Below are 14,704 nucleotides of genomic sequence, written 5' to 3' on the forward strand. Positions count from 1 at the left end.
CCGGAGCCGCACCCGATGCCCAGACTCACCCATGCCTGCCTGGTCGCAGGTCTCGCCATCGCTGGCGCGCTGTCAGCCCCTGCCCAAGCCAAGGAGGCTGACGTGACGAACGATCCGTATGCGTGGCTGGAGGACGTCGAGGGGCAGAAGCAGTTGGACTGGGTGAAGGGCGTGAACGCCAGGGCCGAGGCCGAGATCGCCTCGACCCCGGCGTTCAAGCAGTTGGAGTCGGATATCCGCGCCATCCTCGATTCCGACGCCAAGATCCCGGGCGTGCAGAAGATCGGCGAGTACTACTACAACTTCTGGAAGGACAAGCAGCACGAGCGCGGCGTCTGGCGCCGCACCACGCTGGCCGAGTACCGCAAGGCCCAGCCGCAGTGGGAAACCGTGCTGGACCTGGACGCGTTGAACAAGGCTGAAGGCAAGAACTGGGTCTGGCACGGCGCCGACTGCCGGAAGCCCGACTACACGCGCTGCCTCATCGCGCTGTCGCGCGGCGGCGCAGATGCCGACGAGACCCGCGAGTTCGATCTGGTCAACAAGAAATTCCTGGCCGACGGCTTCTACCGTCCCGAAGCCAAGGGTGCGCTGGGCTGGAAGGACGCCGATACCGTCTACGTCTACACCGACTTCGGCGCCGGCAGCATGACCAGCTCCGGTTACCCGCGCATCGTGAAGGAATGGAAGCGGGGCACCCCGCTCGCATCGGCCGCCGTCGTGTACGAAGGCACCGCCGAGGACATGTACATCGCGGCCTACCATGACGACACGCCGGGCTTCCAGCGCGATTTCGTCAGCCGCACGATCGCGTTCTACAACGATGAACTGTACCTGCGCCGCGCCGACGGCACGCTGGCCAGGATCGACGCCCAGAACTCGGCCAACAAGGGCGTGCACAAGGCATGGCTGACGCTGGAACTGCGCGAGCCATGGGCCGTGGGCGGCAAGACCTACGCGGCCGGCAGCCTGCTGGCGGCGAAGTTCGACGACTTCATGGCCGGCAAGCGCGATTTCGACGTGCTGTTCACCCCGACCGACAAGACCTCGCTGGCGGGGTTCACCTGGACGAAGAACCATCTGGTGCTGAATGTCCTGGAGGACGTGAAGAACCGCCTGAGCGTGCTCACGCCTTCCGCGTCCGGCTGGGAGACCAGCGCCTTCGTCGGCGCACCGTCCTTCGGCACCATCGGCGTCAACGACGTCGACAGCGACGACAGCGACGCGGTGTGGATGACGGTCACGGATTACCTGACCCCGACCACGTTGTCATTGGTGGAGATCGGCAAGCAGCCCGAACAGCTGAAATCCATGCCCGCCTTCTTCGACGCCTCGGGCAAGAAGATCGAGCAGCACTTCGCCGCGTCCAAGGACGGCACCAAGGTGCCGTACTTCCTGGTCCGCCCGGAAGGCCTGAAGTACGACGGCAGCACCCCGACCCTGCTGTACGGCTACGGCGGCTTCGAGATCTCGCTGACCCCCGGCTATTCGGGCGGCGTCGGCAAGGGCTGGCTGGAGAAGGGCGGCGTGTACGCGGTCGCCAACATCCGCGGCGGCGGCGAGTACGGTCCGCGCTGGCACCAGGCCGCGCTGAAGGCCAACCGCCACAAGGCCTATGAGGATTTCGCCGCGGTTGCGCAGGACCTGATCGCCCGCAAGATCACCTCGCCGAAGCACCTGGGCATCCAGGGCGGCAGCAACGGTGGCCTGCTCACCGGCAACATGCTGACCCAGTATCCGGAGCTGTTCGGTGCGGTCGTCGTGCAGGTACCGCTGCTGGACATGAAGCGCTACAGCCACCTGCTGGCAGGCGCTTCGTGGATGGCCGAGTACGGCAATCCGGACACGTCCGACTGGGAGTTCATCCAGACCTTCTCGCCGTACCACCTGTTCGACGCGAAGAAGGACTACCCGCCGACCCTGTTCATGACCTCCACCCGCGACGACCGCGTCCACCCGGGCCATGCCCGCAAGATGGCCGCGAAGATGCTGGAGGCGGGCAAGGACGTGCGCTACTACGAGAACATCGAAGGCGGCCACGGCGGCGCGGCCAACAACGCGCAGGCCGCGCACATGAGCGCGCTGGCGTATACCTTCCTCTGGCAGCAACTGGCCAAGTAACCGAATGTCCCTTCCCCCGCATGCGGGGGAAGGTGCCCGAAGGGCGGATGGGGTAGCGCCGACGTCAAACGGAGTCGCTCGCCCCCACCCCAACCCTCCCCCGCAAGCGGAGGAGGGGGCAGACCGCTTCCCATTGCATCCCGCATCCCCGGACCCCATCCATGAAGCCGACCTCCCTTCTGCTTGCCGCCACCGTCCTGATGAGCACTCCGATCACCTCCGCCCTCGCCGCCAGCGCCACCCCGCCCGATGTGGCGAAGAAGCCGCACGTGGTGAAAGCGCCGCACGGCGCCGAACGCAACGACGAGTACTACTGGCTGCGCGACGACAAGCGCGAGAACAAGGAGATGCTGGCGTACCTCAACGCCGAGAACGCCTACACCGACGCGGTGATGGCGCCATTGAAGCCGCTTGAGGACAAGCTCTACAACGAGGTCGTCGCCCGCATCAAGCAGGATGACGCCAGCGTCCCGTATCGCGAGCGTGGCTGGTGGTATTACGCCCGCTTCGTCACCGGCAAGGACTATCCGGTGCATGCGCGGCGCAAGGATGGTCCGGGCATCGACGCCGTGTCGATCCAGGCCGCCAACGCCGCCGGCGACTTCGCCGGTGAGCAGGTGCTGCTGGACGTCAACGTGCTGGGCGCCGGCAAGGACTACTACAACGTCGGCGACTACGAGGTCAGCCAGGACAACACCCTGCTGGCTTACGCCGACGACACCAACGGCCGTCGCCAGTACACGATCCGTTTCAAGAACCTGGACACCGGCGAGATGCTGCCGGACACGGTGACCAATGCCGAACCCAACCTGGTCTGGTCCGACGATGGCCGCACCCTGTTCTACGTCGACAAGGATCCGGAGACTCTGCTCAGCAAGCGGGTGAAGGCGCACGTGCTGGGCACGCCGGCCAGCCAGGACGCGCTGGTCTACGAAGAGGAAGACGACAGCTTCTACATGGGCATCGGTCGCAGCCGCGACGACAAGTTCATCTGCATCAGCGTCGAGAGCACCGTGTCCTCCGAAATGCGCTGCACGCCGGCCGCCAGCCCCGGCGTGTTCACCGTGCTGGCCCCGCGCGAGCGCGACGTGGAATACCAGGCCGACCACCTGGGCGACCGCTGGGTGATCCGCACCAACGCCGATGGCGCCACCAACTTCAAGATCGTCACCGCGCCGACCGACTCGGTCTCGCGCAAGGACTGGAAGGACTGGGTGGCGCACCGCGACGACGTGTTCGTCGAGGGCTTCGAGCTGTTCGACGGCTTCAGCGTGGTGGCCGAGCGTGCCAATGCGCTGGAAAGCCTGCGCGTGATCAAGTCCGACGGCAGCAGCGATTACGTCAAGGCCGACGAACCGGCGTACTCGATGGGGCTGTCCGCCAACCCGGAGACCGGCACCGACTGGCTGCGCTACAGCTATACGTCGATGACCACGCCGGCCACCACCTACGAGCTCAACACGAAGACGGGCGAACGCCGCCAGCTGAAGCAGCAGCCGGTGCCCGGCTACGACGCGTCGAAGTACGTCACCGAGCGCGTGTGGGCGCCGGCACGTGATGGCAGGACGAAGATCCCGGTGACGCTGGTGTACCGCAAGGACATCGCGCGGGACGGCAAGGCGCCGATGCTCCAGTACGCGTACGGCAGCTATGGCGCGTCGATGGACCCGAACTTCAGCATCACCAATGTCAGCCTGCTGGACCGCGGCGTGGTCTATGCATTGGCCCATATCCGCGGTGGCCAGGAGATGGGCCGCAGGTGGTACGACGACGGCAAGCTGTACAACAAGGTCAACACGTTCACCGACTTCATCGACGTCACCGATTACTTGGTGAAGGAAGGCTATGCGGCGAAGGATCGCGTGGCGGCGATGGGCGGCAGCGCCGGCGGCCTGCTGATGGGCGCGGTGTCGAACATGGCGCCGGAGAAGTACAAGGTCATCCTGACGCTGGTGCCGTTCGTCGACGTGGCGACCACGATGCTGGACCCCAGCATTCCGCTGACCACCAACGAGTACGACGAGTGGGGCAACCCGGAAGAGAAGGGCTACTACGACTACATCCTCACGTACTCGCCTTACGACAACCTGCAGGCGAAGGCCTATCCCGCGATGTTCGTGGGCACCGGCCTGTGGGACTCGCAGGTGCAGTACTGGGAGCCGGCCAAGTACGTCGCCCGCCTGCGCGACCTCAACACCGGTACGGGTCCGGTGGTGTTCCGTACCAACATGGAAGCCGGCCACGGCGGCAAGTCCGGCCGCTTCCGCCAGTACCGCGAGCGCGCCGAGATGTTCGCCTTCATGCTGGACCAGCTGGGCGTCGCCTCGAAATAAGCGGTGTCGCAGGGCATGAAGAAAGCCGGGGCAACCCGGCTTTCTTCGTTTGCCGTGCCCATCGACAGGGGGGTGCTCCAGCGCCGCCCGCCGCCGCCGATAACCGTGGGGACGAGTTCGTCGACGGAGGCGGGGCATGGCTGGGTGGGGTGCGGTGATCCGGATCGGGCATCTCGTATTCGCGCCATCGGCCGTCGATTTGGGGTACAAGGTCGCCGTGCACGATACGTCGCCGCCACCGCGCGATCTTCCCGAAGCGAGGCCGACCCGCTTCCGCTGGGCGTGGTGGCTGCTGGCCTACGCCAGCCTGGGCATGGGCATCCTGGGCGTGTTCGTCCCGGGGCTGCCGACCACGGTCTTCATCCTGGTCGCGGCGTACGCGGCGTCGCGCGGCTCGGAGCGCCTGCATCGCTACCTGGTCACGCATCCGCGCTTCGGTCCGATGATCCACGACTGGCATCTGCATCGTGCCGTCTCCCGGCGCGCCAAATGGGTCGCCACATGGACGATGCTGGCCAGCGCGCTGATCCTGGTGGCGTTGATGCTGTGGACCGGATCGCACCGCTGGTGGATGGTCGTCTTGCCGATCGCCTGCATGACCACGGTCGGCGCGTGGCTGTGGAGCCGTCCGGAGCCACCGCGCAAAGGCTGAGCGGCAGCCGCGTTCATCGGCCTGTGGCTATACTCGCGGCATGAACCGGAACGCCCGTCTTTTCTTCGCTGCCGCCCTGATGGCGGTCTTGTCCGCCTGCGGTGCCAAGGGCCCGCTGTTCATGCCGGAGAAGCCGGTCGAGGAGGCGCCCGTGACGCCCGTCGACGCGGCGTCGCCCGCAACCGACGGCGTGCCCGCCGAACCGCCGATCGATCCCGCCACGGTGCCTGCCACCGACGGGAATGGCTGAGTCCCCGCACGCGCGGACCACGGCGATGCGCTTCACCAAGATGCATGGCGCCGGCAACGATTTCGTCGTGCTGGACCTGCGCGACGGCCGGCTGCCGCCGGATGCCGCCCTGGCCGCGGCGTTGGCGGATCGGCATCGTGGTGTCGGCTGCGACCAGATCCTGACCATCGAACCCCCTCGCAGTACCGGCGCGGTTGCGGCCTACCGCATCTGGAACTCCGACGGCTCGCCCTCGCAGCAATGCGGCAACGGTGCACGTTGCGTGGCGGCCTGGCTGGTGAGGGACGGTGCGGCGAAGGGAAGCACGTTCGAGGTCGACAGTCCCCTGGCGACGCATGCCGTCGAGCGCATCGGCGATGACCGCTACGCCGTCGCCATGGGCGTGCCTGAGTTCACGCCGGCACGCATCCCGTTGCAGGGCTTCGACCGGCCGCGCGCGGAGTACGACGCTGACGTAGACGAGGGCGTGAAGCTGCGGTTCGGCGCGGTGTCGATGGGTAATCCCCACGCCGTCATCGAAGTTCCGTCCGTCGATGCCGCCCCGGTGCTGCATTACGGGCCTTTGCTGCAGCGGTCGCGGCATTTTCCGGAGTCGGTCAACGTCGGCTTCGCCGAAGTCGTCGCGCGCGACCGGGTGCGCCTGCGCGTGTACGAGCGCGGCGTGGGCGAGACCCTGGCCTGTGGCAGCGGCGCCTGCGCGGCAGCGGCCGTGCTGATACGGCGGGCCCGTGTCGACCGCGACGTGACCATTGCGCTGCCCGGCGGGGAACTCCGCATCCGCTGGCCGTCCGACGACGCGCCGGTCATCATGTCCGGGCCGGCGGCATTCGTATTCGAAGGGGAATGGAAAGCATGAGCGAGACAGCGGAAAAACTGGGTGCACACGAGGTCGCGGCGTGGCTGCGTCGCCACCCGACCTTCCTGAAGCAGTTCCCGGACCTGGCGCTGAGCATGGTGGTGCCGCGCGACGAAGGCCCCACGGCGTCGCTGGCCAGCTACCAGCTGGAAGTGCTGCGCGACAAGAACCGCGAGTTGTCCAAGCGCCTCGGCGACCTGTTCGCCAATGCGCAGGAAAACGAACGCCTGGCCGTGCGCACCCACCAGCTCGCCTTGACGCTGATGAAGCAGGGCACCGCCGCCGACACCTTACGTGCGATGGCCGCCTCGCTGGCCGAGGACTTCAATGGCGACCGCGTCAGCATCGTGATGCTGCAGCCGGTGGCCGGACTGGAGGAAGGCGACTGGTTGCAGGTGGTGCCGGCGGACAATCCGCACATGGCGCCCTTCCGCGACTGCCTGCGCGATGGCGAGCCGATCTGCGGCCGCCTGCAGCCCGAGAAGCACGTGCTGCTGTATGGCGCGCGCGCCGAGGAAGTCGCTTCCTCGGCGCTGCTGCCGCTGCCCGGCATCGGCCTGGTGGCCGTGGGCAGCCGTGACGGCAATCGCTTCTATCCCGGCATGGGCACGCTGTTCCTGCGCATGATGGGCGACACGCTGGTGACGGCGTTGAAGCGGTTCGATGGTTGAGGCGAGACGCTCCCCTCCTGCCGTCATTCCGGCGGAAGCCGGAGTCCGTTTCGCCTTTGCTTCCTTGATGCGGGAGCCACAGCAAGATGGATTCCCGCTTTCGCGGGAATGACGGAGTAGAGAGGGGGGAAGGACCATGTCCGTCACCGATTTCCTCGCCCATCTCGAAGTCGAACGCCGCGTCTCCGTGCATACGCTGGATGCGTATCGTCGCGATCTCGCTGCGCTGACGGAGTGGGCGCAGGCCCAGCACATGACAGACCTGGCGGAGGTACAGGCCGAACAGCTGCGCGGCTTCGTCGCCAGCGAACACCGGCGTGGCCTGTCGCCGAAGAGCCTGCAGCGTCGCCTGTCGGCGTGTCGCAGTTTTTACCAGTGGCTGCTCAAGCATGGCCGCATCGCGGCCAGCCCTGCGGCGGCGCTGCGCGCGCCCAAGGCGCCACGCAAGTTGCCACAGGTGCTGGATGCGGATGAGGCCGTCAGGTTGGTGGAAGTGCCCACCGATGCACCGCTGGGCAGGCGTGATCGCGCGCTGCTGGAGCTGTTCTATTCCTCGGGCCTGCGGCTGAGCGAACTGTGTGCACTGCGCTGGCGGGACCTGGACATGGCGGGCGGCATGGTGACGGTGCTCGGCAAGGGCAACAAGGAGCGCAAGGTCCCGGTGGGCTCGCATGCGCGCAACGCGCTGGTCGAATGGCGGCAGGAACGGCCGTCAGGCAACGAAGGCTTCGTGTTTCCGGGCCGTGGCGACGGTCCGATCTCGCAGCGCGCGGTGCAGATCCGCATCAAGCAACTCGCGCAGCGGCAAGGCCTGTTCAAGCACGTGCACCCGCACATGCTGCGGCACAGTTTCGCCAGCCACATCCTCGAATCCTCCGGCGACCTGCGTGGCGTGCAGGAACTGCTGGGCCACGCGGACATCGCGACCACCCAGATCTACACACATCTGGACTTCCAGCACCTGGCCAAGGTGTACGACGCGGCGCATCCGCGGGCGAAGCGCAAACGCTGAGCCCCTGTAGGAGCGACGTGAGTCGCGACTGCACGTCCGCACGAGCGGGAGCGCTGCATCAGGCGTGACCTCGCGGATGGTGCCCGGTGGCTCGGGGGGCGCGGTCGCGACTCACGTCGCTCCTACAGAAGATCAACCAACCCGAAGGTCATGCTTGAACCGAGGAGCGGCGTCCCCACCTCTGGGGGAACACCCCGGAGGCCTCCATGGACCCCAGCCAGAATCCCAACGTCTTCCACGCCACCACCATCCTGTCCGTGCGCCGAAACGGCCATGTCGCCGTCGCCGGCGATGGCCAGGTGACGCTGGGTCATACGGTGATGAAGGGCAATGCACGCAAGGTGCGCCGGCTTGGCCGCGATGGCCAGGTGTTGGCCGGCTTCGCCGGCGCTGCGGCCGATGCCTTCACGCTGTTCGAACTGTTCGAAGCGAAGCTGGAAAAGCACGGCCAGCTGACGCGCGCCGCCGTCGAGCTGGCGAAGGACTGGCGCACCGAGCGCCGCCTCGGCAAGCTCGAGGCGTTGCTCGCCGTAGCAGACAAGGAAACCTCGTTGATCATCAGCGGCACGGGCGACGTGATCGAGCCGGAGGACGGCATCATCGCCATCGGGTCCGGCGGCTCCTACGCACTGTCCGCGGCGCGCGCGCTGCTGGCGCATACCGAGCTGGATGCGAAGTCCATCGCCGTCGAGTCGCTGAACATCGCCGGCGACATCTGCATCTACACCAACCGCAACGTGGTGGTCGAAGAGCTCTGATGCTCCGGCCGTCCATGTGCCCCGACCCGTGCGGTCGGGGCTGAAGCCCCTCCTACCGAACCATCGCCATGACCGAAAACACGTCTTCCACCATGACCCCGCGCGAGATCGTGCAGGAACTCGACCGCCACATCGTCGGCCAGCAGGCCGCAAAGCGCGCGGTGGCCATCGCGCTGCGCAACCGCTGGCGCCGCATGCAGCTCGACGACGGCCTGCGCAACGAAGTGATGCCGAAGAACATCCTGCTGATCGGCCCGACCGGCGTCGGCAAGACCGAGATCGCACGCCGCCTGGCGACGCTGGCCAACGCGCCGTTCGTGAAGGTCGAGGCCACGCGCTTCACCGAAGTCGGCTACGTGGGCAAGGACGTCGAACAGATCGTCCGCGACCTGGCCGATACCGCCGTCAAGATGTACCGCGAGCAGGCCAAGGCGCGCATGCGCACGCAGGCCGAGGAGCGCGCCGAGGAGCGCATCCTCGACGCATTGCTGCCGCGACGCGACGCGGCGGGCGGCAATGGCTTCGGCTTCGGTGCCGCCACGACCACCGTCGACATCGGCGCCGAACCGTCGTCGAAGGAATCGGAAACCAGGCAGAAACTGCGCCGTCAGCTGCGCAGTGGCGACCTGGACGAGCGCGAGATCGAACTTGAGCTCGCCGCCAACGTCGGCGTCGACATCATGACGCCGCCGGGCATGGAGGAAATGGGCCAGCAGTTGCGGCAGATGTTCTCCAGCCTGGGCGGCGCCAAGACCCACAAGCGCACGGTGACGATCAAGGCCGCGCGCCCGCAACTGGTCGAGGAAGAGGCCGCCAAGCTGGTCAACGAGGACGACATCCGCGCCGCCGCCATCGAAGCCTGCGAACAGCATGGCATCGTCTTCATCGACGAGATCGACAAGGTCGCCAAGCGCGGCGGCACGATGAGCGGTGGCGACGTGAGCCGCGAAGGCGTGCAGCGCGACCTGCTGCCACTGGTGGAAGGCAGCAACGTGTCGACCAAGTACGGCACGGTGAAGACCGACCACATCCTGTTCATCGCCTCCGGTGCATTCCACCTGGCCAAGCCCAGCGACCTGATCCCGGAGTTGCAGGGCCGCTTCCCGATCCGCGTTGAACTGTCGGCGCTCAGCAAGGAGGATTTCATCCGCATCCTCACCGAGCCCAAGGCGGCGCTCAGCAAGCAGTATGTCGAGCTGATGAAGACCGAGGGCGTGGCGTTGCGCTTCAGCGACGATGCCATCGACCGCGTCGCCGAGATCGCCGCACTGGTCAACGAGCGGCAGGAGAACATCGGCGCGCGCCGTCTGCATACCGTTCTGGAGCGGCTGCTGGACACGCTGAGCTACGAGGCTCCGGATCGCGACGGCCAGAGCGTCACCATCGACCGTGCCTATGTCGATGCGCATCTCGGCGAGCTGGTGCAGGATCCGGATCTCAGCCGCTACATCCTGTGACCCTTGGAACCCGCCGCAAGGCGGGTTCTGCGTTCCGGAGCGCGTGGGTGCGTCGGTTACAATCGACGCATCCCCGGACACCATCTTCATTCCCATGACCACGCTGCCTCCCTGTCCGCAATGCGCCTCCGCCTATACGTACGAGGACGGCGCGCACTTGGTGTGTCCGGAGTGCGGCCACGAATGGTCTGCCGATGCCGTCGTCGCTGGCGATGAAGCGCGTGTCATCAAGGACGCCAACGGCAACCTGCTGCAGGACGGCGATACCGTCACCGTCATCAAGGACCTGAAGGTCAAGGGGTCTTCGCTGGTGGTGAAGGTCGGCACCAAGGTCAAGAACATCCGCCTGATCGACGGCGACCACGACATCGATTGCAGGATCGACGGCATCGGCGCGATGAAGCTCAAATCGGAGTTCGTGCGCAAGGCGTGACACTTGCGGGACGGCGTCAATCCTCGCCGATATCCTCGTTCCACACCTCGGGATTGGCGCGGATGTAGTCGCCGAGCATCGTGATGCACTCCTGGCTCTGCAGGTCGATGACGTTGACGCCGGACTCGCGCAGCCAGTCGATGCCGCCCTGGAACGTCACCGATTCGCCCACCACCACGGTGCCGATGTTGAACTGGCGCACCAGCCCGCTGCAGTACCAGCACGGGGCGAGTGTGGTGACCATGATGGTGTCGCGGTAGCGCCGCTGGCGGCCGGCCTTGCGGAAGGCATCGGTTTCGCCATGCACCGACGGATCGCCTTCCTGCACGCGGCGGTTGTGGCCGCAGCCCAGCAGTCGTCCGTCGTTGTGGTACAGCGCGGCCCCGATCGGAATGCCACCTTCGGCCAGGCCCTGGCGCGCTTCGGCGATGGCGGTTTCGAGGAGGGCGTGGTAGTCGGGCGTGGGGCTCATGAAGGGTTCGTCGTTGGCATGCAGCGTGACGCTGCTCAAGAATCCAGCATCACACATCACCGAATGTGATGCCACTCACGGTGCGTCGCGTGCGCGCGCACTACAACGCCTCAGGCGCGCGTGACGCGCATCTGCATTGCGATGGAGCAGGGGTGGACATGGAGACGGGGGCGACGAAGGGTCGCGTGCTGGCGACGATCGCATGGGCGATGCTGGGTCTCGCGGGGATCGGCGATGCGCGCGCGCAGGACATCGAGCAGGGGCTGCTGCAACTCGAGTGGGGCGACCCCGCACGGCCGGCGCCGGGGAAGACGCGCCTGGCGCCCCGTTTCAACGCGCATCTGGTGAAGGACGATGGGAGTCGCATCGCGCTCGATGCGGCCCAGGCGCGCCTGGCGGCAGGCGATCTCTACGTGCTGGCCAATCGCCGCGTGGCGGTGTCTTTCGCGGCGCAGGGAAGGGTGATGTCGTCCGCGCCCATGATCCAGGCCATCGTACCGGCGGATCGGGTCACGCAATCGGCACCCGCGCATCCCGCCAACGCACGCGTGATGGCGGCGGCGCCGGTAGGTGGCAACACGCGCTGGGTCACGCTGATGTGCAAGTTCAGCGATATCGCGACCGAGCAGAAGACCAAGGCCTTCTTCGACTCCCAGTACGGGGATGCGGTCGGCCAGCTCGGCCACTACTGGCGCGAGGTGTCCTACGACAAGATCAACCTGTCCGGCAGCAGTGCCTACGGCTGGTTCGCGTTGCCGCAGCCGCGCAGCCACTACGTGACCAAAGAAAACGGCAAGGACAAGGCCGATCTCAGGAAGCTGTTCGCCGATTGCGGCGCGGCAGCGGATCCGACGGTGGACTTCAACAGCGTGCAGGGCGTGAACATGATGTTCAACGGCGACCTGGATGGCTACGCGTGGGGTGGCGGGAGTTGCGCGCCGCTGGAAGGCAGGACAAACCTCTGCACACGCGTGACCTGGAATCCACCCTGGTCCTTCAGCAACCTGGCGCCGCTTGCGCACGAGATGGGCCATGGCTACGGCCTGCCGCATTCGGACAACTCCGACGGCGACGACGACACCTACGACAATCCATGGGACGTCATGAGCGACGGCTGGGCGAATGCGGTGAGCGACGCCACGTACGGTACGCGCCCCAAGCACATCAACATGTTCCAGCGGCACCGCTTGAGCTGGGTGGATGCGCCGCGCCAGCAGGTGATCGCACTGGGCGACCTGGCGACGCGCGACATCGCGCTGGACTATGCGCACCTGCCGGCCTCGGGCAACGTGCAGATGCTCGTGCTTTCGCTGTCGCCCCAGGCGGATCCGTACGCGACCATCGTCTACACGTTGGAGGCGCGGAAGCGCCAGGGTACCTACGAGAATGCGCTCGCGGGCGACGCGGTGATCATCCACAAGGTCGAGCGCTCGGGCACCGCGTACAGCGTGGATGCCGACGTGCCGGCGGCCAACCGCGCGAACAATGAAGGCTCCATGTTCAAGGTGGGCGAGCGCTGGGTCACGCCTGAAGGGTCGCATGTGGTCACCGTGAAGACGCAGACGGCGACAGGCTTCGTATTGACGGTGGGTCCGCTGCGGATCATGAGCAGCCCGTTGCCTGCGCTGGTGAGGCCCGCTTCCGTATCGTCCCCTTCCACGCCAATCCAGGCAGTCGCACCGGCGGCTCGCAATGCCAGCCGCGCGAGGCCACCCGCGCGCTGCGGTGCAGCGCATGCGGGTAACCTGCGCGCGGCGGCGTGCGCACAGCGCGAGCGCTGATATGTAGGGAATCTCCCGACACATTCCGGTATTCCCCCGACATCGCGCGCATGCGCGATGTCGATCGCGAACACGATGGGATTCGCGTTCGATTCCTGCACTGCATCGCAGTTCGGAACATCCGCGTAGCGAATACACGTGTTCGCGACGAAACCTGCTCAAGACGCGCCCAGGCCAGCCGACACCCCCCATGGCGGTGCCATGTCGGCCCGCCCATCGTGAGCGGGGTCGCGCGTGCTCGAACACCGATCGGCCGATGCACGGCAGATGTGCCTTCGGGTGCTCATCGCCGGTTGTGTATTGGCATTCGCAGGCATTCTTCCGGCCTTTCCGCTGCGGGCGGAAACCGTCGTGCAGGGCATCCTGCAACTGCAGTGGGCGGATCCCCCGCGCGCGCTGCCCGGCCGCGTGCAGGCGGCGCCCCAACTGGATGTGTGGCTGGAAACCGGTCCTGGCCAGCGCGTGCCGCTTGATGCGGCGCAATCGCGGCGCGCAGCGGGCGACCTGTATGCGCTGGCGAACCGCCATGTCGCGGTGTCGTACCAGGCACCGGCCACGAAGGTGATGTCGTCCTCGTCGGCGCGCTCCGTGATCGACACCATCGTGCCCACCGGACGGGTTCCCCAAAGGGCGACATCGATAGGCGCGGATGGGCGCGTGATGGCCGCTGCGCCGGTGCTCGGCGCGACGCGCTGGGTGACGCTGATGTGCAAGTTCGCCGACATCGAAAGCGAGCAGAAGCCGCGCGCCTATTTCCAGGAGCAGTACGGCAACGCGCCGGGCCAGCTGGGCCACTACTGGTCGGAGGTGTCCTACGGCCAGGTCAACCTTGCGGGAAGCACCGCGCACGGCTGGTACGCGTTGCCGCAACCGCGCGCCGCGTACCTGACCACCACCAACGGCAAGCAGAAGGCGCAGCTGTCCACGCTTTTCGCGGATTGCGCGGCGGCGGCGGATGCCGAGGTGGACTTCAGCAACATCCAGGGCGTCAACCTGATGTTCAACGGTGAACTGGATGGCAATGCGTGGGGCGGCGGTGCCTGCGCGACGCTCGACGGTGCGTACACCTGCACGCGGGTAACGTGGAGCCCGCCCTGGTCGTTCGCCAACCTCGCGCCGCTGGCCCACGAAATGGGACATGGCTACGGCTTGCCGCACTCGAACAATTCCGACGGCGACAGCGACACCTACGACAATCCGTGGGACCTGATGAGCGATGCCTGGCGCAATGCGACCAGCGACGCGACCTACGGCTTGCTGCCCAAGCACATCAACATGTACCAGCGCGAACGTCTGGGCTGGTTGCCGTCGGCGCGCAAGCGCACCATTGCCGCCGACAACCGCGAGATGCAGGAGTTCGTGCTGGATGCCGCCAGTCTGATGCAGACATCCAATGCGCAGCTGGTCGTGCTGGCGATGCCGTCGCAACCGGATCCGTACAAGACCGTGATCTACGCGCTGGAAGCGCGGCGCCGCACCGGGACCTACGAGGCCAAGCTGGCCGGTGACGCGGTGATCATCCACAAGCTGGAGGATTATGGCATCGCCTACAGCATCGACCGTGACGTTCCCGCCGCCACCCTGTCGAGCAATGAAGGCTCGATGCTGAAGGTGGGCGGTCGCTGGAACACGCCCGACGACCTGCATTGGGTCGAGGTGGTGTCGGCGACGGCGAATGGCTTCGTGGTGCGCGTCGGGCCACGACCGCGCTCGATGAGTTCGCCTGCGCCCGTGCTCGTGAAGCCGGCCACGGTCGCGGCTTCGTCGTCGCCGGTCAGCCCGCCGCCCCGCGTGACGCCGGTGGCAGCGCCGGCCGAAAGGGCCCGCAGGCGCGGCTGCGACATCCTGCCCAGGGCGCTGCGGCTGCAGGCAGTGTGTGCGCTGATGGAACGCTGAGCGCCCCGGGCC

At 66.7% G+C, this 14,704-nt stretch carries 13 protein-coding genes; 12 read left to right on the forward strand and 1 reads right to left on the reverse strand.

From position 1 onward, the window contains the following. Window positions 1–15 precede the first annotated feature (15 nt). The 10 genes from OY559_RS02385 to OY559_RS02430 all read left to right on the forward strand — a co-directional run bounded on the left by OY559_RS02385 (window position 16) and on the right by OY559_RS02430 (window position 10,543). Window positions 16–2,121, forward strand: coding sequence for a prolyl oligopeptidase family serine peptidase (locus OY559_RS02385; RefSeq protein ID WP_277728537.1), 2,106 nt, complete (start codon window positions 16–18; stop codon window positions 2,119–2,121). Between the two features lie 161 nt (window positions 2,122–2,282). Beyond that, window positions 2,283–4,454 (forward strand): S9 family peptidase, encoded by a 2,172-nt coding sequence (locus tag OY559_RS02390; RefSeq protein WP_277728538.1) that lies wholly within the window; start codon window positions 2,283–2,285, stop codon window positions 4,452–4,454. Window positions 4,455–4,767: 313 nt separating this feature from the next. Then, window positions 4,768–5,106 carry a YbaN family protein gene (locus tag OY559_RS02395; RefSeq protein WP_277729893.1) on the forward strand — a complete coding sequence of 113 codons (339 nt, stop codon included), beginning with the start codon at window positions 4,768–4,770 and terminating at the stop codon, window positions 5,104–5,106. A gap of 40 nt (window positions 5,107–5,146) precedes the next feature. Further along, window positions 5,147–5,356: an LPS translocon maturation chaperone LptM gene (locus OY559_RS02400; RefSeq protein WP_277728539.1), complete on the forward strand. Its 210-nt coding sequence runs from the start codon at window positions 5,147–5,149 to the stop codon at window positions 5,354–5,356. Continuing rightward, complete coding sequence (gene dapF, locus OY559_RS02405) at window positions 5,349–6,212, forward strand: diaminopimelate epimerase (RefSeq protein WP_277728540.1); 864 nt, start codon at window positions 5,349–5,351, stop codon at window positions 6,210–6,212. Before OY559_RS02400 ends, dapF begins: the two co-directional genes overlap by 8 nt. Then, complete coding sequence (locus OY559_RS02410) at window positions 6,209–6,883, forward strand: DUF484 family protein (protein ID WP_277728541.1); 675 nt, start codon at window positions 6,209–6,211, stop codon at window positions 6,881–6,883. Before dapF ends, OY559_RS02410 begins: the two co-directional genes overlap by 4 nt. Window positions 6,884–7,019: 136 nt before the next feature. Continuing rightward, window positions 7,020–7,895, forward strand: coding sequence for a tyrosine recombinase XerC (gene xerC / locus OY559_RS02415; protein ID WP_277728542.1), 876 nt, complete (start codon window positions 7,020–7,022; stop codon window positions 7,893–7,895). A gap of 206 nt (window positions 7,896–8,101) precedes the next feature. After that, window positions 8,102–8,653: an ATP-dependent protease subunit HslV gene (gene hslV, locus OY559_RS02420; protein WP_056879246.1), complete on the forward strand. Its 552-nt coding sequence runs from the start codon at window positions 8,102–8,104 to the stop codon at window positions 8,651–8,653. Window positions 8,654–8,721: 68 nt separating this feature from the next. Further along, window positions 8,722–10,110: an ATP-dependent protease ATPase subunit HslU gene (hslU, locus tag OY559_RS02425; RefSeq protein ID WP_277728543.1), complete on the forward strand. Its 1,389-nt coding sequence runs from the start codon at window positions 8,722–8,724 to the stop codon at window positions 10,108–10,110. Window positions 10,111–10,204: 94 nt separating this feature from the next. Then, a complete protein-coding gene (locus tag OY559_RS02430; RefSeq protein ID WP_277728544.1) occupies window positions 10,205–10,543 on the forward strand; it encodes a zinc ribbon domain-containing protein YjdM in 339 nt (112 codons plus the stop codon). A 16-nt stretch (window positions 10,544–10,559) separates the two neighbouring features. Here OY559_RS02430 and OY559_RS02435 read toward each other — a convergent pair whose 3' ends face one another. After that, a complete protein-coding gene (locus OY559_RS02435) occupies window positions 10,560–11,015 on the reverse strand; it encodes a nucleoside deaminase (protein WP_277729894.1) in 456 nt (151 codons plus the stop codon). A gap of 68 nt (window positions 11,016–11,083) precedes the next feature. Here OY559_RS02435 and OY559_RS02440 point away from each other — a divergent pair, with 68 nt between their 5' ends. Both OY559_RS02440 and OY559_RS02445 read left to right on the forward strand, forming a co-directional pair. After that, entirely contained in the window at window positions 11,084–12,796 is a 1,713-nt protein-coding gene (locus OY559_RS02440) for a metallopeptidase domain-containing protein (protein ID WP_277728545.1), read from the forward strand. A gap of 234 nt (window positions 12,797–13,030) precedes the next feature. After that, on the forward strand, window positions 13,031–14,692 hold the full coding sequence (locus tag OY559_RS02445) for a metallopeptidase domain-containing protein (protein WP_277728546.1): 1,662 nt from the start codon (window positions 13,031–13,033) through the stop codon (window positions 14,690–14,692). Window positions 14,693–14,704: the final 12 nt, after the last annotated feature.

Source organism: Pseudoxanthomonas sp. SE1 (genome assembly GCF_029542205.1).
Lineage (GTDB): Bacteria > Pseudomonadota > Gammaproteobacteria > Xanthomonadales > Xanthomonadaceae > Pseudoxanthomonas_A.

What these genes read in the sequence shown, in the direction of transcription:
- OY559_RS02430 (WP_277728544.1), top strand. Translation starts at nt 10,205, where the DNA reads ATGACCACGCTGCCTCCCTGTCCGCAATGCGCCTCCGCCTATACGTAC.
- OY559_RS02390 (WP_277728538.1), top strand. Translation starts at nt 2,283, where the DNA reads ATGAAGCCGACCTCCCTTCTGCTTGCCGCCACCGTCCTGATGAGCACT.
- OY559_RS02440 (WP_277728545.1), top strand. Translation starts at nt 11,084, where the DNA reads ATGCCACTCACGGTGCGTCGCGTGCGCGCGCACTACAACGCCTCAGGC.
- OY559_RS02395 (WP_277729893.1), top strand. Translation starts at nt 4,768, where the DNA reads ATGGGCATCCTGGGCGTGTTCGTCCCGGGGCTGCCGACCACGGTCTTC.
- OY559_RS02385 (WP_277728537.1), top strand. Translation starts at nt 16, where the DNA reads ATGCCCAGACTCACCCATGCCTGCCTGGTCGCAGGTCTCGCCATCGCT.
- dapF (WP_277728540.1), top strand. Translation starts at nt 5,349, where the DNA reads ATGGCTGAGTCCCCGCACGCGCGGACCACGGCGATGCGCTTCACCAAG.
- OY559_RS02400 (WP_277728539.1), top strand. Translation starts at nt 5,147, where the DNA reads ATGAACCGGAACGCCCGTCTTTTCTTCGCTGCCGCCCTGATGGCGGTC.
- xerC (WP_277728542.1), top strand. Translation starts at nt 7,020, where the DNA reads ATGTCCGTCACCGATTTCCTCGCCCATCTCGAAGTCGAACGCCGCGTC.
- hslV (WP_056879246.1), top strand. Translation starts at nt 8,102, where the DNA reads ATGGACCCCAGCCAGAATCCCAACGTCTTCCACGCCACCACCATCCTG.
- OY559_RS02435 (WP_277729894.1), bottom strand. Translation starts at nt 11,015, where the DNA reads ATGAGCCCCACGCCCGACTACCACGCCCTCCTCGAAACCGCCATCGCC.
- OY559_RS02410 (WP_277728541.1), top strand. Translation starts at nt 6,209, where the DNA reads ATGAGCGAGACAGCGGAAAAACTGGGTGCACACGAGGTCGCGGCGTGG.
- hslU (WP_277728543.1), top strand. Translation starts at nt 8,722, where the DNA reads ATGACCGAAAACACGTCTTCCACCATGACCCCGCGCGAGATCGTGCAG.